General features: G+C 46.4%; 26 protein-coding genes. All 26 read left to right on the top strand.

Features of this window, described 5'->3' with window-relative positions:
• The first annotated feature begins 4 nt into the window (after positions 1-4).
• On the top strand, positions 5-994 hold the full coding sequence (gene fliM, locus P400_RS0110945; protein ID WP_026826240.1) for a flagellar motor switch protein FliM: 990 nt from the start codon (positions 5-7) through the stop codon (positions 992-994).
• Positions 991-2,106 (top strand): flagellar motor switch phosphatase FliY, encoded by a 1,116-nt coding sequence (gene fliY, locus P400_RS0110940; protein WP_026826239.1) that lies wholly within the window; start codon positions 991-993, stop codon positions 2,104-2,106. Before fliM ends, fliY begins: the two co-directional genes overlap by 4 nt.
• 13 nt (positions 2,107-2,119) lie before the next feature.
• Positions 2,120-2,485: a response regulator gene (locus P400_RS0110935; RefSeq protein WP_026826238.1), complete on the top strand. Its 366-nt coding sequence runs from the start codon at positions 2,120-2,122 to the stop codon at positions 2,483-2,485.
• A complete protein-coding gene (locus P400_RS0110930; RefSeq protein WP_026826237.1) occupies positions 2,482-2,976 on the top strand; it encodes a flagellar biosynthetic protein FliO in 495 nt (164 codons plus the stop codon). The genes P400_RS0110935 and P400_RS0110930 overlap by 4 nt, the downstream gene beginning before the upstream one ends.
• Positions 2,973-3,638 carry a flagellar type III secretion system pore protein FliP gene (fliP, locus tag P400_RS0110925; protein WP_026826236.1) on the top strand — a complete coding sequence of 222 codons (666 nt, stop codon included), beginning with the start codon at positions 2,973-2,975 and terminating at the stop codon, positions 3,636-3,638. The genes P400_RS0110930 and fliP overlap by 4 nt, the downstream gene beginning before the upstream one ends.
• 11 nt (positions 3,639-3,649) lie before the next feature.
• A complete protein-coding gene (gene fliQ / locus P400_RS0110920; protein ID WP_026826235.1) occupies positions 3,650-3,922 on the top strand; it encodes a flagellar biosynthesis protein FliQ in 273 nt (90 codons plus the stop codon).
• On the top strand, positions 3,919-4,689 hold the full coding sequence (gene fliR / locus P400_RS0110915; protein ID WP_026826234.1) for a flagellar biosynthetic protein FliR: 771 nt from the start codon (positions 3,919-3,921) through the stop codon (positions 4,687-4,689). Before fliQ ends, fliR begins: the two co-directional genes overlap by 4 nt.
• Positions 4,686-5,780 (top strand): flagellar biosynthesis protein FlhB, encoded by a 1,095-nt coding sequence (flhB, locus tag P400_RS0110910; protein ID WP_026826233.1) that lies wholly within the window; start codon positions 4,686-4,688, stop codon positions 5,778-5,780. The genes fliR and flhB overlap by 4 nt, the downstream gene beginning before the upstream one ends.
• 13 nt (positions 5,781-5,793) lie before the next feature.
• Positions 5,794-7,815, top strand: a complete 2,022-nt coding sequence (flhA, locus tag P400_RS0110905; RefSeq protein ID WP_026826232.1) for a flagellar biosynthesis protein FlhA — start codon at positions 5,794-5,796, stop codon at positions 7,813-7,815.
• A 1-nt stretch (position 7,816) separates the two neighbouring features.
• Positions 7,817-8,875, top strand: a complete 1,059-nt coding sequence (locus P400_RS0110900; protein WP_026826231.1) for a flagellar biosynthesis protein FlhF — start codon at positions 7,817-7,819, stop codon at positions 8,873-8,875.
• Positions 8,854-9,693, top strand: coding sequence for a MinD/ParA family protein (locus P400_RS0110895; protein ID WP_034771109.1), 840 nt, complete (start codon positions 8,854-8,856; stop codon positions 9,691-9,693). Before P400_RS0110900 ends, P400_RS0110895 begins: the two co-directional genes overlap by 22 nt.
• 19 nt (positions 9,694-9,712) lie before the next feature.
• On the top strand, positions 9,713-11,713 hold the full coding sequence (locus P400_RS0110890; protein WP_026826229.1) for a chemotaxis protein CheA: 2,001 nt from the start codon (positions 9,713-9,715) through the stop codon (positions 11,711-11,713).
• 12 nt (positions 11,714-11,725) lie between these two features.
• Positions 11,726-12,157, top strand: a complete 432-nt coding sequence (locus P400_RS0110885) for a chemotaxis protein CheW (protein ID WP_026826228.1) — start codon at positions 11,726-11,728, stop codon at positions 12,155-12,157.
• Positions 12,147-12,746, top strand: a complete 600-nt coding sequence (locus P400_RS0110880; RefSeq protein WP_026826227.1) for a chemotaxis protein CheC — start codon at positions 12,147-12,149, stop codon at positions 12,744-12,746. The genes P400_RS0110885 and P400_RS0110880 overlap by 11 nt, the downstream gene beginning before the upstream one ends.
• Positions 12,739-13,224 (top strand): chemotaxis protein CheD, encoded by a 486-nt coding sequence (locus tag P400_RS0110875; RefSeq protein ID WP_026826226.1) that lies wholly within the window; start codon positions 12,739-12,741, stop codon positions 13,222-13,224. Before P400_RS0110880 ends, P400_RS0110875 begins: the two co-directional genes overlap by 8 nt.
• A 12-nt stretch (positions 13,225-13,236) precedes the next feature.
• Positions 13,237-14,007: a FliA/WhiG family RNA polymerase sigma factor gene (locus tag P400_RS0110870; RefSeq protein WP_026826225.1), complete on the top strand. Its 771-nt coding sequence runs from the start codon at positions 13,237-13,239 to the stop codon at positions 14,005-14,007.
• 12 nt (positions 14,008-14,019) lie between these two features.
• Complete coding sequence (locus P400_RS0110865; protein WP_026826224.1) at positions 14,020-14,412, top strand: hypothetical protein; 393 nt, start codon at positions 14,020-14,022, stop codon at positions 14,410-14,412.
• Between the two features lie 152 nt (positions 14,413-14,564).
• Positions 14,565-15,305, top strand: coding sequence for a 30S ribosomal protein S2 (rpsB, locus tag P400_RS0110860; protein WP_015881415.1), 741 nt, complete (start codon positions 14,565-14,567; stop codon positions 15,303-15,305).
• A 116-nt stretch (positions 15,306-15,421) separates the two neighbouring features.
• On the top strand, positions 15,422-16,303 hold the full coding sequence (gene tsf / locus P400_RS0110855) for a translation elongation factor Ts (RefSeq protein ID WP_026826223.1): 882 nt from the start codon (positions 15,422-15,424) through the stop codon (positions 16,301-16,303).
• Between the two features lie 110 nt (positions 16,304-16,413).
• On the top strand, positions 16,414-17,139 hold the full coding sequence (gene pyrH, locus P400_RS0110850) for a UMP kinase (RefSeq protein WP_026826222.1): 726 nt from the start codon (positions 16,414-16,416) through the stop codon (positions 17,137-17,139).
• Positions 17,136-17,696 (top strand): ribosome recycling factor, encoded by a 561-nt coding sequence (gene frr / locus P400_RS0110845; RefSeq protein ID WP_026826221.1) that lies wholly within the window; start codon positions 17,136-17,138, stop codon positions 17,694-17,696. Before pyrH ends, frr begins: the two co-directional genes overlap by 4 nt.
• An 84-nt stretch (positions 17,697-17,780) precedes the next feature.
• A complete protein-coding gene (locus P400_RS0110840; protein WP_026826220.1) occupies positions 17,781-18,518 on the top strand; it encodes an isoprenyl transferase in 738 nt (245 codons plus the stop codon).
• Between the two features lies 1 nt (position 18,519).
• Complete coding sequence (locus tag P400_RS0110835) at positions 18,520-19,317, top strand: phosphatidate cytidylyltransferase (protein ID WP_026826219.1); 798 nt, start codon at positions 18,520-18,522, stop codon at positions 19,315-19,317.
• 13 nt (positions 19,318-19,330) lie between these two features.
• Positions 19,331-20,488, top strand: a complete 1,158-nt coding sequence (gene dxr / locus P400_RS0110830; RefSeq protein ID WP_026826218.1) for a 1-deoxy-D-xylulose-5-phosphate reductoisomerase — start codon at positions 19,331-19,333, stop codon at positions 20,486-20,488.
• Positions 20,489-20,491: 3 nt separating this feature from the next.
• Positions 20,492-21,742, top strand: coding sequence for an RIP metalloprotease RseP (gene rseP / locus P400_RS0110825; protein WP_026826217.1), 1,251 nt, complete (start codon positions 20,492-20,494; stop codon positions 21,740-21,742).
• Positions 21,743-21,774: 32 nt separating this feature from the next.
• The gene (locus P400_RS0110820) at positions 21,775-23,475 is read left to right on the top strand and encodes a proline--tRNA ligase (protein ID WP_026826216.1); all 1,701 of its coding nucleotides are present in this window, start codon (positions 21,775-21,777) and stop codon (positions 23,473-23,475) included.
• Positions 23,476-23,510 lie beyond the last annotated feature (35 nt).

The following is a 23,510-nucleotide window of genomic DNA, read 5'->3' as shown; positions in this document are numbered from 1 at the left end:
CATCATGGGAGAAGTACTGTCTCAACAAGAAATTGATGCCTTACTATCTGCTCTAAGCAGTGGGGATGTCGAAGCGGATTCCTTTCTCGCACAAGAGGAAGAGAAAAAAGTTCGACAATACGACTTCAAGCGAGCCGTTCGATTTTCTAAAGATCAAATTCGTAGTTTAACTCGGATTCACGAGCACTTCACTCGCATGTTAACGACATTTTTCTCGGCCCAGCTTCGCACATATGTTCAATTTTCGGTCAACTCGGTCGAACAATTACCGTACGATGAATTCATTCATTCTATTCCGAGTATGACGATGATCAACTTGATTGAAGCGCCACCGCTCAACGGTCGGTTCATCATCGAGGTCAACCCGAACATTTCGTATGCGATGTTAGACCGCTTACTTGGTGGCCCGGGTGTCGAGGTGGATAAAATCGAATCGTTCACTGAAATCGAGATGCGGATTTTGACGCAATTGTACAAGCGTGCCTTTTCAAGTTATGGGGATGCATGGGAATCGATTGCAGAGATTAAAGCAGAAATGTCTGCTGTTGAAGTGAATCCGCAGTTCTTGCAACTCGTTTCACCAAACGAGACGGTCGTGTTGATCTCGATTGGAGTGACGATTGGGGAAGTGAGTGGGACAATCAACGTCTGTCTCCCATTCGTGACAATCGAACCTGTTTTATCCAAACTCTCGAGTCATTATTGGATGCAGGAAGCGAATCGTCGGAATGCGAGCGAATCGAGTAAAGAACCGCTCAAAGCCCAGTTGATGAACTCGGCGGTCGAGGTTGTCTCTTTACTCGGTGAGACGACAATTACGTTTGGAGATTTACTGCATCTAGAAGTTGGAGATTGTTTGGCACTTGATCAATTAGCGAAAGAACCTCTATCCGTCATGGTGGGAGAAAATAAAGTATTTAAAGGGCAAGTCGGTGTGAGCGGGAAGCGAATGGCTGTGCAAGTGCTTCACCGTGTGAAGGAGGAAGAGCAATGAGTGAGATGCTGTCACAAGATGAAATTGACGCGTTATTACGTGGAACAAGCGACAATACGCCGACGCCGGAAGTCGAAGTGAAAGAAGAACATTTAGATTCGATGGAGAGCGACGCACTTGGGGAAATTGGTAACATTTCGTTCGGCAACTCGGCAACGGCCTTGTCGACACTACTACAACAAAAAGTTGAAATCACGACACCGATTGTCAGTGAAGTGACAATTGATGCCTTGCGTGAGCGTTACCCAACTCCTCACGTGGCCTTACGTGTTGGTTACACAGAAGGAATTAAAGGGGAGAACGTCCTCGTGTTGACTCGCGAAGATGCGGCCATCATTTCTGATCTTATGCTAGGTGGAACGGGTGAGAATGTAGATCCTGATAGTCTCGATGAGATTCGTTTATCGGCTGTTCAAGAAGCGATGAACCAGATGATGGGTGCGGCAGCAACGTCACTGTCGACGGTATTTTCGAAAAAAATCGACATTTCCCCACCACTTGTTGAAGTATTTGATGCAACGAAGAATCAGACCATTATCGATCGGCTTGAACTTTGGGAAACAATGGTACTCATTGAATTCAATCTCAAAGTGGGCACATTGATTGACTCTAAAATCGTCCAGATTGCACCAATTCAGTTTGGAAAGCAATTGGTCGATGAGTTGATGAAAGCAACCGGGGAAGTAAAACAATCGGTAAAAGAGCAACCGAAAGTGGAAGCACCAAAACCGCAACCGCAAGCACAATCACAATCTGTTGCCCCGCAACCGGATAAGCAAAAGCCCATGCCTGAAGTGGCAGTGAGTCAGGCAGAATTTATGCCGCTCCAATCATCGGCCTCACAAGATGCAGCCCCGGCGAACCTTGGTCTATTGTATGACGTTCCGTTGAACGTGACAGTAGAGTTAGGAAGAACGAAAAAATCGGTTCGGGAAGTGCTTGAGTTATCGCAAGGCTCCATCATCGAACTCGACAAGCTAGCAGGTGAACCGGTCGATATTTATGTCAATCAACAACGAATCGCTAGAGGAGAAGTTGTGGTCATTGAAGAAAACTTTGGGGTACGTGTAACAGAAATTATTCAACCGCATGAGCGGATCGGAATCGTCTAAGGAGGAAATTAGAATGAGTGCAAAAGTATTAGTAGTGGATGACGCAGCGTTCATGCGCATGATGATCAAAGATATTTTGACAAAGAACGGATATGACGTAGTAGGTGAGGCGGAGAACGGAGCGGACGCAATTGCGAAATACCGTGAACTCACACCGGATCTCGTCACACTCGATATTACGATGCCTGAGATGGACGGTTTGGCAGCCTTGAAAGAAATTCGCAGTTTTGACTCAAACGCTAAAATTATTATGTGTTCGGCGATGGGGCAACAAGCGATGGTCATTGATGCGATTCAAGCCGGTGCGAAAGATTTCATCGTCAAGCCGTTCAACGCAGAACGCGTCATCGAAGCAGTTTCTAAAACGGTCGCACAATGAAGCAATGGTGGTTGATTATTCTTCTCGTGGTCGGGCTCTTTGTTCCGGCCACGGTTGAGGCCGCCACCGTAGACCAACAATTCGAGCAACAACAGACAGATGAAGTGGAAAGTAAAGTTCCAACGACAGCGTCAACGATTGGCAATGGCGTGAAAGTCGTGTTAAGTCTCGTTGTCGTGGTCGGCGGTTTCATCGTCTTGATGCGTTGGCTCAGTTCAAAAACACAAGGCGTGAAAGCGACTCAACATATGAAACATCTCGGAGGTGTCCCTCTCGGAAAAGATCGCTCTGTCCAGCTCGTGAAGCTCGGGGACCAAGTGTACGTCCTTGGTGTAGGTGACTCGATTCAACTGATCGATCGACTCGATGCGGAAGCGGTGGATGACGAGCAAACAGAATCTTTGTCACTCCGAACGTCAAATTCGAATGCATTTTTAGACACCTTTAAGAAACAACTTGCTCAGCTAGAAGAAGTGAGGAAGAAATCATGACAACGTTTGAGCAATTAATCAATTTAGAAACACCGGACAGTACCTCGACATCCATCAAGTTATTGATTTTGTTGACGTTACTGACGCTTGCACCATCCTTTTTAATCTTGATGACCTGTTTCACCCGGGTCGTGGTCGTCCTGTCATTCATTCGACCAGCGCTCGGTACACAGCAAACCCCGCCAAACCAATTGATTGTCGGATTGGCATTGTTTATCACACTGTTCGTCATGTCGCCGGTTCTCTCTGACTTAAACGAGAACGCTTTGAAGCCTTACCTCGATGACAAGATCTCACAAGATGAGGCGTTCGATGAGGCGAGTGGGACGATGAAGGCATTCATGTCGAAATATACGAGACAAGAGGATTTGCAATTGTTTTTGAAGTATGGGAATTACGACCAGCCTGAAACACTTGATGATGTACCGCTTCTCGCTTTGGTACCTGCTTACGCGATCAGTGAGTTGAAGACCGCATTCCAAATCGGCTTCATGATCTTCTTACCGTTTTTAATCATTGATATGGTCGTCGCAAGTGTCCTCATGTCGATGGGGATGATGATGCTTCCACCGGTTATGATCGCACTACCGTTTAAATTATTACTGTTTGTATTGGTCGATGGTTGGCACTTGATTGTGGAATCATTGCTTAGAAGTATGTAGGGGGAACGGACATGACACAAGAAATGGTCATCTATTTGGCAACAGAGAGTGTGTGGACATTATTAAAAATTGCAATGCCACTTTTACTCATCTCACTGATTGTCGGTCTCGTGATCTCGATTTTACAGGCCACGACTCAAATTCAAGAACAGACATTATCGTTCGTCCCAAAAATCATCTCAGTCTTTATTGGACTGGTTATATTCGGACCATGGATGCTTCAACAGATTGAAGGGTTCACCCGATTGATCTTCGAGCTAATGGTTGAGGTTGCGTCGAAATGAATGCAGTCGATTTCATCAGTATGTATGGGTTAACGTTCGCGCGACTGTCTGGCTTTTTTGTCAGTGTCCCGTTGTTCTCGACGAAGCAGTTACCGGTCATGCATCGCGTGGGGTTCAGTGCGTTTTTAGCGTATTACGCGATGTTCACATTGACCGAGCCGATACAAATGACCAATGGGTTTGTGTTGCAAGTGGTATATGAGGTCGTAATCGGACTATTGCTCGGATTATTGATTAATATTCTCTTCTTTGCTCCGCAAATTGCCGGTGGGGTGATCGATTTACAACTCGGTTTGGCAATGGCTTCCGCGTATGATCCGATGTTTGGAGGGCAATCGCCATTGATCGGACGATTTTATTATATTTTTACGCTATTCATTTTATTGACGAGTAACTTGCATCTTCTGCTGATTGATGGTATTTACTATAGTTTTCAAATCTACCCACCCGGTCAACCGATGATCAACTTTACCGAAGCCTCGCTCATGATGGCCGTAAAAGTCGTCACGATGACGATGATGGTCGCATTACAGTTAGCGTTACCGATGATGGCGTCTTTATTACTTGTTGATTTAGCACTTGGTTTTTTGGCGAAGTCGGCACCGCAGTTCAATATCTTTGCTATTGGTTTTTCATTCAAACTCATTGCCGGGTTCTCCGTCATGGTCTTGTTGTTAGGGCTGACACTGACATCAATTAGCCAGTTCATTCCGCTGCTTCAAGAAGTGATGCACGATTTTATGCTTATACTAGGAGACGCGTCATGAAGAAGCCTCTATACCCTTTATCGGTCAATCTACAGTTTTTTGCAGGTGAAAAAACAGAAAAAGCGACACCGCGTAAACGAGAGGATTCTCGGAAGAAAGGGCAAGTCGCTAAGTCTGCGGATTTGACTGGAGCGTTTGCGCTCTTTGTAATGTTCCTCATGTTATCGTTTTTTGGGCCATTTATCGGTCAACAATTACTTTCGTTGATTGGAGATTTACTCAGTCCGGAATATTTATTGTTCAATGTGACTGGAGGCATGTCGGATATGGTGGTCGATTTGATGCTGCGCGTTGGATTGATTTTAGCACCATTCTTTATCGTTGCCGTCGTGTTTGGGATTTTGATCAACTACCTCCAAATTGGAGCGCTATTTTCGTTAGAGGCTATTCAGCCGAAGCTCGAGCGGATTGACCCGATTAAAGGGGTGAAACGCATCGTCAGTATGAAAGCGGTCGTCGAATTTTTAAAGTCCTTATTCAAATTTTTAATCATCCTGACAACCGCAGTTGCTGTCCTTTGGCAAAATCAAAAAGAATTGTCTCGCATGGCCGTCGAACAGATTCGAGAATCGATTATCGCACTCGCGAGTATTACGATTCAGCTTGGACTTTGGGTGAGTGTCGCTTTACTCGCACTTGCGTTACTTGACTTTTTCTATCAACGTTTTGATTTCGAAAAATCGATTCGAATGTCAAAGCAAGATATTAAAGATGAGTACAAAAATTCCGAAGGTGATCCACTCATTAAATCAAAGATCAAACAGCAGCAACGAGAAATGGCGATGCGACGTATGATGCAAGAAATTCCAAATGCAGACGTCGTCATCACGAACCCGACCCATTACGCGGTCGTCATTCGATATGACGATACGAAAGACTTTGCACCACTCGTTGTCGCAAAAGGTGTCGACCGAGTCGCCTTTCATATTCGAGATGTAGCAAAAGAACATGACGTGGCGATTGTAGAGAATAAGCCGCTCGCACGAGCACTCTATGCGCAAATCGACATCGGTGAGGTGGTAGATGAGTCGTTTTATCAAGCGATTGCGGAAGTTCTCGCATTCGTCTACCAAATGAAGCAACCGTCTTGAGGAGGAGTATGTGTTGGCAGTAAAAGCGAAAGACTTTGCAATTTTGATTGGCGTCTTGATGATTGTCATTATGCTAATCATCCCGTTACCGGGCTTTTTATTAGATTTTTTAATCATCGTAAATATATTAATCGCGATCATGATTTTACTTGTAGCGATGAATGCCAGAGAAGCACTCGACTTCTCCGTATTCCCTTCTCTCTTATTGATTGTGACGTTGTTTCGTCTCGGGTTGAACGTATCGACGACTCGTTCGATTCTTTCGAACGGGTACGGTGGGGAAGTCATCGCGACATTCGGTGACTTTGTAATCGGCGGGAACGTCCTTGTCGGGTTCGTCGTCTTCCTGATTCTCGTCATCATTCAATTCGTCGTCATCACGAAGGGTGCGGAACGTGTGTCTGAAGTATCTGCACGTTTTACGCTCGATGCGATGCCAGGGAAACAGATGGCCATTGATGCCGACTTGAACTCTGGGTTGATTGATGACAAAGAGGCTCAGATTCGTCGCCGTAAAATTCAAAGTGAAGCCGACTTTTATGGGTCGATGGATGGTGCCTCGAAGTTCGTTAAAGGGGATGCCATCGCTGGGATTATTATTGTAACAATCAACTTGATTTTTGGAATTATCATCGGTGTCGCTCAAATGGGTTTACCGGTTGGACAAGCGTTTCAAACGTTCTCACTCATGACGATTGGGGACGGGCTAGTCAGTCAAATCCCGGCTCTCTTAATTTCAACAGCGACTGGGATTATCGTGACCCGTGCCGTCTCGGACGGGAACTTAGGAGAAGATGTGATTGACCAGCTCGGGCAAAACCCGGCGCTGCTCTATATCGCAGGCTCGATCGTCTTCATGCTTGGATTCGTGTCACCACCACTTCTTCCGGTAACGATGATTATCGCTGGTACCGCGTTCTTCGGTGCCTATACGATGCGACGTAACATCCGTCAGGCAACGGAAGAACCGATGATCGAGGAAGAACCTTCAACAGCACCGACTGAGTCGGTTGTCTCGTTGTTGCAAATTGACTCGATTGAATTTGAATTCGGATATGGCTTGATTCCGCTTGCGGACGAGTCGCAAGGTGGTGACCTGTTAGATCGGGTCGTCATGATTCGTCGTCAACTCGCACTCGAACTCGGGTTTATCTTACCGACTGTCCGGATTCGTGACCACTTGCAACTTTCACCGAACGCCTACCGAATTAAAGTGAAAGGGAATGTCGTCGCGGAAGGTGAATTGCTGCTTGACCATTACTTGGCGATGAGTCCGGGGATTGAAGACCCTGAAGTATATGGGATTGAAACGACAGAACCGGCATTCGGGCTTCCTGCTCTTTGGATTGATGAGGAGACTCGGACGAGGGCAGAGATGAGCGGGTATACCGTTGTCGACCCCCCATCCGTTGTCGCGACACATTTAACAGAGACGCTGAAGAAACATGCCGCTGACTTACTCGGACGAGAAGAAACGAAGCAACTCGTCGAACATTTGAAGGAAACTCATCCGGTTCTAGTAGAAGATGTCACGCCATCGGTTCTCTCAATCGGCGAGATTCAAAAGGTGTTACGCCACTTGTTACAGGAAAATGTATCGATTCGAAACTTGCCTCTTTTGTTCGAGACGATGGCAGACTACGGAAAAGTGACGAAAGATGCAGAGATTCTTGGAGAGTATTGCCGTCAAGGCTTGTCACGTCAGTTGACCGATCAAGTGAAGCCTCCTGAGGGGCCGCTTTACGTGGTCACGCTCGGCGGTCAGACAGAACAAACCGTTCAAGAAGCGGTTCAGAAAACGGAGTTTGGGAACTATTTAGCCCTCGACCCGGAGCAAGCTCGGGAAATTATCGAACGTACGGGCGAGCAACTGTCCATGTTTGAACGGTATGGGGCATCGGCTGTGATTTTATGTTCACCGACAATTCGTCTATTCGTTCGACAATTGCTCGAACGGTATTATCCCGATGTTCCAGTGTTGGCATATAACGAATTACTCAGTTCCGTCGAAGTGAAAAGTATTGGGGTGATTTAAGATGCAGATTAAAAAGTTTACGGCTAAGACGATGGCAGAAGCGATGGCGAAAGTAAAACAAGAGCTCGGTGATGAAGCGGTCATCCTCAATTCACGACAAGTGAAGACCGGATGGTTCGGGCTCTTCGCCTCAAAGCAAGTGGAAGTCATTGCAGCGCTTGAAAAAGAACAAACGACCATACAGCCGCGGCAGTCTGTCCCGGTACGGACGGAATCAACGAAACCTGTAACACCTCAAACGCCACCTCCTCGCGTAGTTGGTGCACCGGCACCGAGGCTTCACTCTTCACTGCGACACGTTGAATCGTTACTCTCGACAGGGTCATTTGAAGATGAATCATGGGAAGAGACACTGAACGAGTTGTACTATACGACAAAATCCATAGAAGAGGTCGAACGATATGTGTACGAACAAGTCAAATCGTCCTTCATTGAACCACCGGATGCCAAACGATATGTAATGGTCGTTGGACCGACGGGGGTTGGGAAGACAACAACGCTTGCTAAACTTGCAGCGCACTTCAAGTTGAAGGAAGGCAAGACGGTCGGCTTGATCACGACCGATACGTATCGAATCGCAGCGATTGAACAGTTGAAAACGTATGCTGAAATCATGAGTATTCCGGTCGAGGTGGCGTATGACTTTCATGATTTTAAACGGGCGAAGCAATTATTTGCCCGTAAAGATATCGTATTGATTGACACGGCGGGACGAAATTTCCGTGATCCTGCATATGTGGAACAATTTCATGAGCATCATGACTTTACAGAAACGAGTCTTTCACTCGTGTTGAGTTTGACTTCAAAAATGAAAGACATGGACATGATCTATTCCCAGTTTGAATCGTTGCCCCTCAGCTCGCTCATCTTTACGAAAGCGGACGAAACGAGTGATATCCATGCGATGTACCGCATGGTGAAAAAGAGTGGTCTGCCGGTCGCATGGATGACGGATGGTCAAGAAGTGCCAGATGACTTGATTCGAGGACATGCGGATGCATTGACGAAACGACTGTTCGAGAAAGAAGGGTGGGCAAGATGGACCAAGCAAGGCGTTTAAGAGCAATTAATGGTGCCCATCCGACGACGATTGCCTTTGCGAGTGGAAAAGGCGGGGTCGGAAAAACGAACGTATGCGTCAACACAGCGATCGCCTTAGCCGAGCTCGGGAAACGGGTGTTGATTGTCGACTTTGACATTGGTATGGCCAACGTTCATATTCTTATGAATGCAATGAAGTCCAGAACGATGATTGAGTCTGTCAAAGCTCGTATTCCGTTGGCTTCAGCTGTTCAGAAAAATGTGTATGGTGTCGATATATTACATGGAGGGAGTGGGCAGGACCAACTCGTCCATCTCTCAGATGATGACATGCAATTTCTCATGCGAGAACTCGAAGTACTGACCGAATATGATTACGTCCTTTTCGATATGGGGGCTGGAGCGACGGACACTTCGCTCCAATTTATTGCCGGGTGTGATGAGATGTTTTTAATCTTGACTCCTGAACCTACCTCGTTAATGGATGGTTATGCATATACGAAACTGGTGCATCATCAGTATCCTGACTTACCGCTAGGCGTCATCGTCAACCGAGCTCAGTCTGGTGAGGAAGCACTTCAATGTTTCGAACGGATGGAAGTCGCATGCAAACAGTTTTTAAATAAAACGATTCGATTCCTCGGCTTTCTACCAGATGACGCATCTGTCAGAAAGGCAGTCATCGCACAAGTCCCGTTTTATCAATACAATCGAAAAAGTGATATTAGCTGGCGGCTCGAACGAATTTTGACAACGCTTACGGGGACGCCGCCGAAACCACGTCACTTGATGAATCGTTTGATGGGGAATTTAAGGAAACAGTGGAACCGAGTATAACGACAGGGAGGTAATAGAGATGGACGTGAACGAATACTTAGGGTTGTTTTTAGATGAGTCCCAAGAACATATCCAATCAATCAACACGCAATTACTTAAATTGGAGCAAACAGGCGGCGCAGATGTCGTACAAGAGATTTTCCGGTCTGCACATACCTTGAAAGGTATGTCTTCGACGATGGGATATGAACGAGTCGCAAATTTGACACACGAGATGGAAAGTGCGCTCGACCTCGTGCGGGGCGGTAAAAAAGAAAGTAACCAATTATTGTTGGATACGATGTTCATCGCTATGGAACAGATGGAGGACATGATTGCAGACATCGAAAGCGGAGGAAAGGGCGCGAACGTGGATGTTTCTGAAACGGTCGCCGGATTCCAATCATTCATCGGTGGTAAAGAGGCTGTAGTCGAACAAACGTCAGAGACAAATACGTTCGAAGTCGATCTGTATACGAATTCGGTCATCGATCAAGCGAAACAATCTGGATTTGAAGCATATCAAATCACTGTCAAATTATCAGAAGCTGTTGTGTTGAAAGCGGCACGGGCGTATATGGTATTTGATCGCCTCCAAGAGTTGGGTGAAGTCGTACGTACGTACCCTGAGACAGAAGAGATTGAACAAGAACAATTCGATTTGTCGTTTGACGTCTTATTCCTATCGCAGGAGACGACAGAAGTGATTGAACACGCCATCGCCCAAGTATCAGAAGTAGAACGCGTTGAAGTTAGTACGTTCACAGAAAAGTCCGACAGTGAACCAGAAGTCGCTGTGACGGCCGAGACGATTGCCCCCGAACCAATCGTACAAAGTGTTCCGGATAAGGAAGAATCGAAAGACGCGAAGGACGGAAAAGAGCAAGCGGCAGCACAGGCTCAAGCAAAAACGATTCGCGTCAACTTAGAACGCATCGACCGACTCATGAACTTGTTCGAAGAATTCATCATCGATCGCGGACGATTAGAGCGCTTAGCTGATGAAGTTGGTCAACCTGAATTAAATGAAACGGTCGAAAAAATCAAACGTGGAACGAACGAATTGCAATCACTCGTCTTGACTCTCCGTATGATGCCGATTGAGCAAGTGTTCAATCGCTTTCCACGTATGGTTCGCTCGGTCGCAAAAGAAATCCACAAGAAAGTACAGCTGGATATCTCTGGTGCAGAAACAGAACTTGATCGCACGGTCATCGATGAGATTGGCGACCCACTCGTTCACTTGATTCGGAATGCGATCGACCATGGAATCGAACGTCCAGAAGCGCGTCTTCAAGCCGGGAAACCAGAGCAAGGTATGCTATCTTTACGCGCTTATCATGGCGGAAACCGCGTCTTTATAGAGATTGAGGATGACGGCGCAGGTATTAACGTCGACAAGGTTCGTTCGAAAGCGTTGGAACGTGGTGTCATCACGGATGATGAAGCGACGGCGATGTCTGAGAACGAATTGGCGATGCTCATCTTTGCTCCAGGTTTCTCGACGGCAGACGTGGTGACTGACCTGTCAGGACGTGGGGTTGGACTCGATGTTGTCAAAAATAAAATTGAGTCACTCGGTGGTGTCGTTTCCTTAGAGACGGTCACAGGGCAAGGTACGAAATTCCAAGTTAGTTTACCGCTCACTCTCTCGATCATCTCGGCGATGCTCGTACAAGTTGGCGAGGAGTCTTACGCAATTCCGTTGACATCAATTCTTGAGACGACATTACTCGATGAAGCAGATATTTTAACAGCACATCGTGAGCGGGTCTTTGACTTCCGAGGTCAATTGGTCCCACTCGTTTACTTGAAAGAAATGTTTGAGATTGAATCGGAAACAAAATCGCAATTCCCGGTTGTCGTTGTTCGTAAAGGCAATAAACTCGTCGGAGTCGTCGTCAATGATTTGATTGGCCAACAAGAAATTGTCATGAAACCGCTCGGTACGTATCTTGAAGGGATTCCGGCTATCTCTGGGGCGACCATTCTCGGTGACGGTCGCGTCGCCCTTATCGTAGATAGTAACGATCTCTTTTAAGGAGGAATATTGATGGAACAGAAATGGGTAGTCTTTTCACTTGAAGAAAATACGTATGGGATCGACGTGCAATCGGTACGTTCAATTGAGCGTCTTCAGCCAATCACACGGGTCCCGAACGCACCATCACATGTCAAAGGGGTCATCAACCTTCGAGGTGTCGTCACACCGGTCATCGACCTTCGTTTACGCTTAGGTTATGAAGAAATTGAGCCAACAGACGAAACAAGAATCTTAATCGCCTCTTTGAATCAGGGAGACGCAGGGTTCATCGTCGACCGTGCGAACGAAGTTGTCGAAAGCGATGAAGTACGGATTGAGCCGATTCCAGAATCGAGCCGCGATATGATTTCAGCACATTTGACAGCGATTGCCAAAGGGGAAGACAAACTCTTCTCTCTGATCGATGCGAATGCGTTGTTCGAGGAACAGTATGCTGAGTGAGTTTGAACAAGACCTGTTAAAGGAACTGGGAAATATAGGGTCTGGACATGCGGCCACTGCCTTGTCCGCCATGTTAGCGAAGCCGGTGAACATTACCGTGTCCTCTGCTGAGATGGAACCGATTATGTATTTACCTGATCGAGTGGGTGGTCCGGAGCGGCATGTCGCCTCCGTATTATTGGAATTAGATGGTGAGATTCGCGGAATGATCCTCATCTTGTTCGCAGTTGAAGACGCTGAACAGATGGTATCCACGTTAATCGGAATGCCCTACTCATTTGACTCTGGTGATGTACTCGGTCAATCGGCATGGGAAGAAGTTGGGAATATCATGAGCGGTGCATACGCCCGGGCACTTGGCGATTGGTTACAGACACCGATTATGATTCAAGTACCGGCAACGGCAATCGATATGGCAGGGTCCATCGTCGAATTTGTCGTCACATCGGTCCAACCCGAAGAGGATGCAGCGCTCTATATTGATACGACATTTATGATCGATCAAAAAGTAAGTGCAGGACATGTGTTGTTCCTACCGACACATGGGTCGCTCAAACGGATTCAAGAACGGTTGCTTAGAAATGGCTGATGTATTAAAAATTGGCATTGCCGAATGGAAACAGACAACTGCGCCGAATCGGTTACGTACAGCCGGTCTCGGATCGTGTGTGGGTATCATCTTGTATGATACCCGCCTCCAATTGGCGGCAATGGCCCATGTGATGTTACCGGACTCGGCGATTGCTCGAAAGAATCAAACGATTGAAGTAGGAAAATATGCGGACACCGCCATTGATACGCTCGTACAGTCTTTAAAACGAGAAGGTGCGACAAGACTTCAAGCCAAAATGGCAGGCGGCGCACAGATGTTTCAATTTAAATATGAGAACGAAGCGATGCGAATCGGTGAGCGAAACGCCGAAGCGATTCGCCAAGCATTAAAAGTTCATCGCATCCCGCTCGTGGCGGAAGATTGTGGTGGACATAACGGACGAACGATTGAATTTGACGTTGCCACATCAATTTTATCGATTCGGACGGTGAGCGTGGGTACGAAAGAACTATAAGGGGGGATCGACATGACGACTCATCTTACACAGTTGTGGGATCGCTGGAATACGGACCGTGATATGGATACAGCAAACGAACTACTAGCACATTACGAGTTTCTAATCCACTACCACGTACAACGGATGATCGTGACGCTTCCAAAGAGCGTCGAACGCGACGAATTGAAAAGTTTGGGTTACATGGGATTGTACGATGCCCTTATGAAATATGATCCAGAGCATAATAATAAATTTGATACGTATGCCGCTTTTCGGATTCGGGGAGCCATTATCGACGGGTTACGAAAAATTGATTGGTTGCCTCGTTCAGTCCGGGAAAAAGTAAAAAAAATCGACCACGTGGCAGAACAGCTTGAACAATCGTTGCATCGTGCTCCTACAAAAAGTGAATTAGCGAGTGCTTGTGGCCTTTCGGTTTCAGAGATTGAACGGACGATGGCAGAAGGGTATTTTGCGAATATGTTATCGATTGACGAAGCTGTGACATTGCAGGAAGAAGGGAAAGTCATGTCTGTCACATACTTTGACCCTGATTCCGAAAAACCGGAAGATACGCTGTTGCAGCGAGAGTTGATTGACGTGCTTGCGGCAGAAATCGATCATTTGTCTGAAAAAGAACGGCTTGTTGTTTCATTGTTTTATTTTGATGAATTGACATTGACCGAGATTGGTGAGGTGCTAGAACTTTCGACATCCCGTATCTCGCAAATTCACTCGAAAGCTCTGAAGACGTTAAAAAATGCGCTTGGGCGGTCCTATCTTGAAGAAAAAACATCGTGAGGAGATGAACAAGTGTATATTGTATATGTGATGACTGCTTGTTTGGTTGCTTACGGTTTTTTGTTCGGTTACCGCCAAGTTCAAATATTACAAGAGCGGGTAGAACGGCTCGAAAGAGAGAAGCAGGAGACAGAAACATTGCTTCTTTCTTTCATGGAGTCGATGAACGATCTCGTCGCTTCGGAGCCACCTGAACGCGAACTAAAGGTTCAAGAAGAAAGTTTACCTTTAACATCTGTTGAAGAGTCCAATGAGTCATTGAAAACAACGACAGATGAAACAAAATCGTCTGCGTCGGTTGACGTAGACGATGTCTTGTTACGGCATTCGGTCAGAGATGCTGCCCGAATCCTTGGAAAAGGCGAAGGAGAACTGGCTCTATATGCGAAACTTCGTAAAAAGTGAGAGTTGCCGGAATTCAAGACATATGCTATAGTAGTTCTCGGTGTTAAACACATCACACACGTCTCGGGATCATATTCCTCGGTGCCGAAAGGTCGGAATATAACAATGAACGAGGCGGAGGACTTTTTTAAACCACAAGGAGGAAATTTATCATGGCAGTAATTTCAATGAAACAATTGCTTGAAGCTGGTGTACACTTCGGTCACCAAACACGCCGTTGGAACCCAAAAATGGCGAAATACATCTTTACAGAGCGTAACGGGATCTACATCATCGACCTTCAAAAAACGGTCAAAAAAGTAGACGAAGCTTACAACTTTGTTCGTGAACTCGCGGCAGAAGGCGGAAACGTCCTCTTCGTTGGTACGAAGAAACAAGCTCAAGATACAATCAAAGAAGAAGCGATCCGTTCAGGAATGTTCTTCATTAACGAGCGTTGGTTGGGTGGAACACTCACTAACTTCTCAACAATCAAAAAGCGTATCAACCGCTTGAAGCAACTCGAAAAAATGGAAGAAGACGGCACGTTCGAAGTACTTCCTAAGAAAGAAGTCATCATCTTGAAAAAAGAAATGACTCGTCTTGAGAAGTTCCTCGGCGGAATCAAGGACATGCCTGGTGTGCCTGACGCTCTCTTCATCGTTGACCCACGTAAAGAGCGTATCGCAATCGCGGAAGCTCACAAATTGAACATCCCAATCGTTGCGATTGTCGACACAAACTGTGACCCAGATGAAATCGACTACGTAATCCCAGCGAACGACGATGCAATTCGTGCTGTTAAATTGCTCACTTCGAAGATGGCTGATGCAATCATCGAAGCGAAGCAAGGTGAAGAAGAAGTTGCTGAAGAAGCTGTAGCGACAGAAGCTGAAGCTACAGAAGCTGAGTAATCAGTGAGACAATAGGTGATAAAGGGAAAGCCTTTTATCACCTTTTTTTAGGACATGTATACAAGAAGCCCCGTGCTTTTTCTTAAAATTTGTAGTTTTACAAGGAGGAATTTCCGATGGCAGTTACAGCAGCAATGGTAAAAGAACTTCGTGAAAAAACAGGAGCAGGAATGCTCGATTGCAAAAAAGCACTCGTCGAAACAGACGGTGACATGCAAGCAGCAATCGACTTCCTTCGTGAAAAAGGGATTGCAAAAGCAGCAGCAAAAGGTGATCGTATCGCCGCTGAAGGTTTGACAGCAGTAGCAGTTGAAGGCAACAAAGCTGTGCTCGTCGAAATCAACTCAGAAACAGACTTCGTTGCGAAAAACGAAAAGTTCCAAACACTCGTTAACAACGTAGCGAAAGCAGTTCTCGCATCAGGCGCAACAACTGCAGAAGCTGCACTTGCAGCTGAGTACGAAGCAGATAAAACGCTTGAAACGTATATCCAAGAAGAGGCGTCTACAATCGGAGAGAAAATTTCACTCCGCCGTGTAGCAGTTCTTGAAAAAGCTGACGATGCAGTATTTGGCACGTACCTCCACATGGGTGGTCGCATCGGTTCAGTCGTTGTGATCGACGGAACATCTGACGAAACAGTTGCAAAAGACGTAGCGATGCACGTTGCTGCAGCACGTCCACTTTACGCTACACGCGATGAAGTATCAGCTGAAGAAATCGACCGTGAGAAGAAGGTCTTGACTGAGCAAGCGCTTAACGAAGGGAAGCCTGCTAACATTGTTGAGAAGATGATTGCTGGTCGTATGAACAAGTACTTCGAGGAGATTTGCCTCGTAGACCAAACGTTCGTAAAAGACAGCGACTTCAAAGTTGGTAAATACGTAGAATCAAAAGGCGGAAAAATCAACTCTTTCGTACGCTTCGAAGTAGGAGAAGGTATGGAGAAACGTGAAGAGAACTTTGCTGAAGAAGTTATGAACCAAATTAAAAAATAATCTGCGTCATGACATGTGATGCAACTAAAATTGGGAACACGTCTTTATAACCTTGAGTTAGTTCGTTAAGGGAGCGTGTTCCCTTTTTTCAAGCAAGAGGAGGCAAAGTTATGGAACCGAAATATAAACGAATTGTGTTAAAATTGAGTGGAGAAGCGCTCGCTGGAGATCAAGGTTATGGAATCAATCCTAACATTGTAAACTCAATCTCAAGTCAAATTAAAGAATTGATTGAGATGGGTGTAGAAGTCGCCGTTGTTGTAGGTGCCGGAAACATTTGGCGTGGAAAGACAGGCAGTGAACTGGGGATGGATCGGGCAAATGCAGACTATATGGGTATGCTCGCGACTGTCTTGAACTCGCTCGCTCTTCAAGATAGCCTTGAAACGTACGGTGTCCAAACGCGCGTCCAAACATCAATTGAAATGCGACAAGTTGCTGAACCATACATTCGTCGACGTGCTATGCGTCATCTTGAAAAAGGACGCGTCGTCATCTTTGCAGCCGGCACAGGGAACCCATATTTCTCAACGGACACGACAGCCGCTCTACGTGCTGCTGAAATCGAAGCTGACGTCATTTTAATGGGTAAAAATAACGTGGATGGCGTCTATTCTGCCGACCCGAAATTGGATACGACTGCAGTGAAGTATGACACGTTGTCTTATCTTGATGTCTTAAAAGACGGACTTCAAGTCATGGATTCGACAGCAACATCGCTTTGTATGGACAACCACATTCCATTGATTGTATTCTCATTGCTTGAAGAAGGTAATATTAAACGTGTCGTACTCGGAGAACATATCGGGACGGTAGTAGGAGGAGTCAATTCATGAGTGTCAAAGAAGTATTGAAAACAGCTGAAGAAAAGATGGAAAAAGCACATTCTTCACTAAAACGTGATTTCGGAACGCTTCGCACTGGCCGTGCCAGCGCATCGATTTTGGACCCTGTCCAAGTTGATTATTATGGTGTCCCGACACCACTCAATCAAGTGGCGAACATCAATACACCGGAAGCGCGCTTGCTTTTGATTCAACCATGGGATAAATCAATGGTTTCGGATGTTGAGAAAGCGATTCAAAAGGCAGACCTCGGCTTGTCTCCATCTTCTGATGGAACAGTCATCCGTTTGGCAATCCCTGCCTTGACAGAAGAGCGTCGTAAAGAATTAGTTAAAATCACGAAAAAATATGCGGAAGAAGCGAAAGTCGCTGTCCGTAACGTTCGTCGTGACGCAAACGAAAACTTAAAGAAACTCGAAAAAGATGGCGAATTAACTGAAGACGATCTCCGCGGATATGCAGATGACGTTCAAACGTTGACGGATTCGTATATTAAAAAGATTGATGAATCTGCAGCAACGAAAGAAAAAGAAATCATGGAAGTGTAATCACGGAAGTGGTATACCAAAAAGCTGTGTGGGGACCCTTTTTCTGAGAGGGTCCTTCTTTCATACAATCAGGAGGATAACAGAATGTTTAAATGGGTGAATCCTAAAACGAAAATCGAGGCAGAGTTGAGTGTTCCTGAGCACGTGGCCATCATCATGGATGGAAATGGACGCTGGGCCAAAAAACGTGGTCTCCCTCGCATCATGGGTCACCGAGAAGGGATGAAGTCAATCCGTGAGGCGGTTCGAACAGCGCAGGAACTCGGGATTCAATCTCTGACACTTTACGCCTTCTCTACGGAGAACTGGACTCGTCCGGAAGAGGAAGTCTCGTTTTTAATGAAACTGCCAAAACAGTTCTTAGAGACGGATTTAAAAGAACTCCATGAACAGAATGTGCGGGTGCTCGTCGCAGGAGATACAACCAAACTTCCTCGAGAGACGCGTGAGGCCGTCGACGAGGCGAGAGAGCGGACCGTTATGAATACCGGATTGAAGCTTGTGTTTGCGCTTAACTATGGCGGGCGCGATGAGCTCGTTCAAGCGATGCGCAGTATCGCCGAAGATGTACAGTCGGGATTAATTCAATCGAATGCCATCGACGATCACTTAATCGGTGAACGACTCATGACGCACGTCCAAGATGTGGATCTCGTTATTCGAACGAGCGGTGAACAACGACTCTCTAACTTTTTATTATGGCAAAGCGCATATGCGGAACTTCATTTCACAGAAGTATTGTGGCCGGAATTTAAGCGTGAGCATTTTGTAGAAGCGATTGAATCTTATAACGCGCGCACGCGTCGTTTTGGTGGGGTGTAACATGAAGACAAGAATCATTACAGGGCTTTGGGCCGGAGCCATCTTTATTACGGTGATTGCGCTTGGAGGCAACGCATTTGTTTCATTGATGGGCATTCTTGCGCTCATTGGATTAAGTGAATTCACATTGATGCGACAGCATAAACTATTGGCATTCCCATTTTTAGTGACGTCACTCCTCGTGGCGTTCCCGTTCATTTTGTTGTTACTTGAAACGCAAATCGTTACGGACGAGATGCCGTTCACGATCGAACAATGGCTCGTGTTAGGACTTGTGTTATTACTATTTTGGACGGTCGTCACTAAAAATCGATTCACCTATGAAGATGTCGGATTCTATTTCGTCTCGGCTGTCTACTTGGTCGTCGGGTTCTCTAGTTTCGCTCTAGTACGTCTGTCTGACGATGGTTTGTCGAAAGTGTTGCTCATCTTGTTCATGATTTGGGCGACGGATTCTGGAGCCTATTTCAGTGGGAAGGCGTTCGGAAAAGCAAAACTATGGCCATCAATCAGTCCGAACAAGACGATTGAAGGAGCAATCGGCGGTATTGTATCTTCCGTTGTACTCGGCGTCATCTTCGTCTGGATCGATCCGATCTTACCAGTATTCGAAGTGATCATTTTAGCTATCGTCGTAGCCGTCGTCGGACAGCTCGGTGATTTGGTACAATCCGCTTATAAACGTCAGTTCGGAGTAAAAGACTCGGGTCATCTCTTACCTGGTCATGGAGGAATCTTAGACCGATTCGATAGTATGATTGCGGTCTTCACAGTCATTTGGGTGTTTAATCTGCTATAAAAGGAGTGTCGAGATGAAGCGAATTAGCTTAATTGGAGCGACTGGTTCGATTGGTGTGCAAACGTGTGACGTCATTGAACAGCACCCCGACCTGTTTGAACTTGAGGCGTATGCATTCGGAACGAACGTCGATGTCGCCACAGAATGGATCAATCGACTTAGACCAAAATATGTGTCAGCGACAAGTATCGAGGTACTCGAACAATTAAAACCGCGCCTTACATATGAACCACTGTATTTTATTGGTCCAGAAGGCCTGAAAGAATGCGCGACGGCAGAAAGAGCCGATATCGTCGTGACAGCGGTGGTAGGAGCGGTTGGTCTTGAACCGACACTTGCAGCGATTCAAGCAGGAAAAGATATCGCGCTCGCCAACAAAGAAACACTCGTCACCGCAGGACATCTCGTCAAAGCTGCCGTGAAAGAATATGGGGTCAATTTGTTACCTGTCGATAGCGAACACTCTGCAATCTTTCAATGTTTAAACGGGGAACGTAGAGAAGATGTCTCGAAAATCATTTTAACGGCATCGGGTGGAAGTTTCCGTGACCGTTCACGGGAAGAATTAGTCGATGTGACGGTTGAAGATGCGTTGAATCATCCGAACTGGTCGATGGGAGCGAAAATAACCATCGACTCGGCGACAATGTTCAACAAAGGACTAGAAGTCATCGAGGCACACTGGTTGTTCGATATCGACTATAATGATATTGAAGTCATCTTGCATCGAGAATCAATCATTCATTCGATGGTCGAATTTAAAGATGCAGCCGTAATGGCTCAGCTCGGAAACCCGGATATGCGGGGACCGATTCTCTATGCGCTTTCGGAACCGAAGCGGCTTGAAATTGAGGGGAATAAGCGGTTAAACTTGAATGAAATCGGAAAGCTTCATTTTGAAGAGGCTGATTTCGAGCGTTATCCGGCACTCCGGTTAGCGTTCGAAGCAGGAATAATCGGAGGATCAATGCCGACTGTTCTGAATGCAGCCAATGAAATGGCAGTGGACCTATTCTTGAACGGTCACATCACTTTCTTAGAAATTGAACGACTCGTTGAAGAGGCGATGGCTCAACATGAGGTGATCGCCGAACCGACGCTCGCGCAAATTCTAGAAGTTGATCGAGTAGTACGTCAACAGATTCAGCAAGGAATTGAAGGTGGGGAATAAATCATGACGACTTTTATCGCCATCGTTTTGATGTTTGGCGTTCTCATTTCGGTACACGAATGGGGACACCTCGTCATGGCGAAACGGGCAGGCATTCTCTGTCACGAGTTTGCAATCGGATTCGGTCCAAAAATTGTTTCGTTCCGTAAAAATGAAACGCTCTATACCATTCGTCTTTTACCAATCGGTGGCTATGTCAAAATGGCCGGAGAAGACTTTGAACCGGTTGAAGTACGCGCGGGTCAGCATGTCGGACTCCGTTTAACCGAGCAAGGGACGGTAGATCGCGTCTACTTCCAACCGGACACGGCAACAGATGTTCAAGTCGTTGGAACTGTCGATAAGTTTGACTCGACACATGAATTGAAAGTACAACTCCTCATCGATGAGGAAGTACGCGTCTATTCACTAGAACGAGACACACTCCTTGTCGATCAAGGGATGGAAATTCAAATCGCACCGTACGATCGAACGTTTGGAGCTCAGTCGGTTTGGAAACGTGTTTTGGCAATCGCAGCCGGTCCGGCGATGAATTTCGTGTTGGCGTTCATCTTGCTCATTATTGTCGGCCTTGTTCAAGGGACTCCGACGAACGATGGGCAAATCGGTACGGTTCAACCCGATTCAGCCGCTGATGAGGCAGGTTTGATGAGCGGGGATGAAATCGTATCGATTGAAGGCGAATCGATTTCAGATTGGCTCGATTTACGTTCGGCTCTTTCTGACCGGGCTGACACCCCTACGGAAGTCACGTATGTTCGTGATGGTGAGGAAGCGACAGTCACACTCACCCCTCAAGCGGTCGAACAAAATGGAGAAACTGTCGGCATTCTCGGTGTCACGAACGCGCTTGAACGTTCACCAGTTAAAGCCGTGACGACAGGTGCTGAGACGACGTGGACGATGTCTACCCTTATCTTTTCTGCGGTCGGAGATTTAGTGACGGGTCAAGTTGGGGTCGATCAACTCGCAGGTCCGGTTGGAATCGTACGCATGACAGATGAAGTAGCAGCGAGCGGTTTGATTATGTTGTTGAACTGGACTGCGCTTCTTTCGGTCAACCTCGCCATCTTCAACTTGCTTCCCCTTCCTGCGTTAGACGGGGGACGATTGATTTTCCTCCTGTTCGAAGCGGTAAGAGGACGTCCGATTGATCCGAAAAAAGAAGGGTTCGTCCACTTTATCGGGTTCGCACTATTGATGCTCCTAATGTTAATTGTCACTTGGAACGACATTCAATCATTCTTTAAATAATTTTTTTGTAGAGAAGGGAAACGTTGAACTGTATGAAACAATCTAGATTGCTCATGCCTACATTAAGAGAAGTACCGGCTGACGCGGAAGCGGTCAGCCATCAACTTCTCGTCCGTGGAGGTTTCATTCGCCAAAATGCGGCTGGAATCTATTCTTATCTTCCACTCGGACATCGCGTGTTACACAACATTCAAACGATTATTCGTGAAGAGATGAACCGGGCAGGTGCACAAGAACTATTGATGCCTGCCATTCAACCAGCAGAACTTTGGGAGGAGACGGGACGCTGGGACATTTATGGCCCTGAATTGATGCGATTGACAGACCGTCATGACCGTCGCTTCGCACTCGGCGCGACACATGAAGAATTGATTACGTCCATCGTTCGCGATGAACTCAATTCTTATAAGAAACTTCCGATGAACCTATACCAAATTCAAACAAAATATCGTGATGAGCGTCGGCCACGCTTCGGTTTGCTTCGCGGACGCGAGTTCTTGATGAAAGACGCGTATTCATTCCACGCGACACAAGAAGGTTTAAATGAAGAATATACAAATATGTATAACGCGTATTCACGAATCTTCGACCGCACTGGCCTCAAATACCGTCCAGTCGTTGCGGACTCTGGGGCAATCGGTGGGAAAGACACGCATGAATTTCAAGCACTTGCAGCTATCGGTGAAGATACAATCGTCTATACAGACACGTCGAACTATGCGGCGAACATTGAGATGGCAGAAACGTTAGACCGCTATGAGATGCAACAGGCGGAAGTTCGTCCGCTTGAGAAGGTGGATACTGAAGAAAATCGTACGATTGAAGACGTGGCAAAATTCTTGAATATCGATTCGAAGACGACAATCAAGTCCGTCTTGTTCAATGTCGACGGAGAGACAGTCATGGCGATCGTTCGTGGAGACCACGAAGCGAACGAAGTCAAAGTGAAGAACGCACTCGGTGGACTCGACATTCAACTTGAAGAAGAAGCAAAAATCGTTGAGTTGTTCAACTGTGCGCCAGGTACACTCGGACCGATTAACGCTCCGGTCAAAGTGGTCGCTGATTATGCAGTTAAATATTTAGTAAATGCTGTATGTGGAGCGAACGAAGCGAATACGCACTTCACAGGCGTGAATGCAGAGCGTGATCTCTCAGAGTTGACGTATCACGATTTACGTTTTGTGGTCGAGGGCGACTTAGCGCCTGACGAGTCAGGTCCGGTTCGTTTTGCACGCGGAATTGAAGTGGGCCAAGTATTTAAACTCGGAACACGATATTCAGAAGCGATGGGTGCGACATTCCTCAATGAAGAGGGTCGTGCCGAACCACTCATCATGGGTTGTTACGGCATCGGGGTGTCACGCACACTTTCAGCTATCGTGGAACAACATCATGATGACCGTGGAATCGTTTGGCCACGTAACGTTGCACCGTTTGATCTTCATTTAATTGCAATCAACGCGAAAGACGAGACGCAACTTGAACTTGCAAACCGTCTACATGATGAACTTGGTCAAACGTATGATGTTTTGTTTGATGATCGCAAAGAGCGAGCTGGCGTCAAGTTTGCGGATGCGGACTTGATTGGACTTCCAATTCGTGTAAACGTCGGTAAAAAGGCGGCCGAAGGCATCGTCGAAGTGAAAGTACGTGCGACTGGTGAAGTGGTTGAAACATCAATCGATGAGTTGGAACAAGTCATCGCTACAAAGTTTAGCGAGGCTCATTAATGGATGAAGGTGACAGCGGAAGCGGTCACCTTCAT

The sequence above is a fragment of the Exiguobacterium marinum DSM 16307 genome (assembly GCF_000620845.1).
Lineage (GTDB): Bacteria > Bacillota > Bacilli > Exiguobacteriales > Exiguobacteriaceae > Exiguobacterium > Exiguobacterium marinum.
Note: the sequence above shows the minus strand (reverse complement) of the source record. Positions and strands in the feature narration are given on the sequence as shown.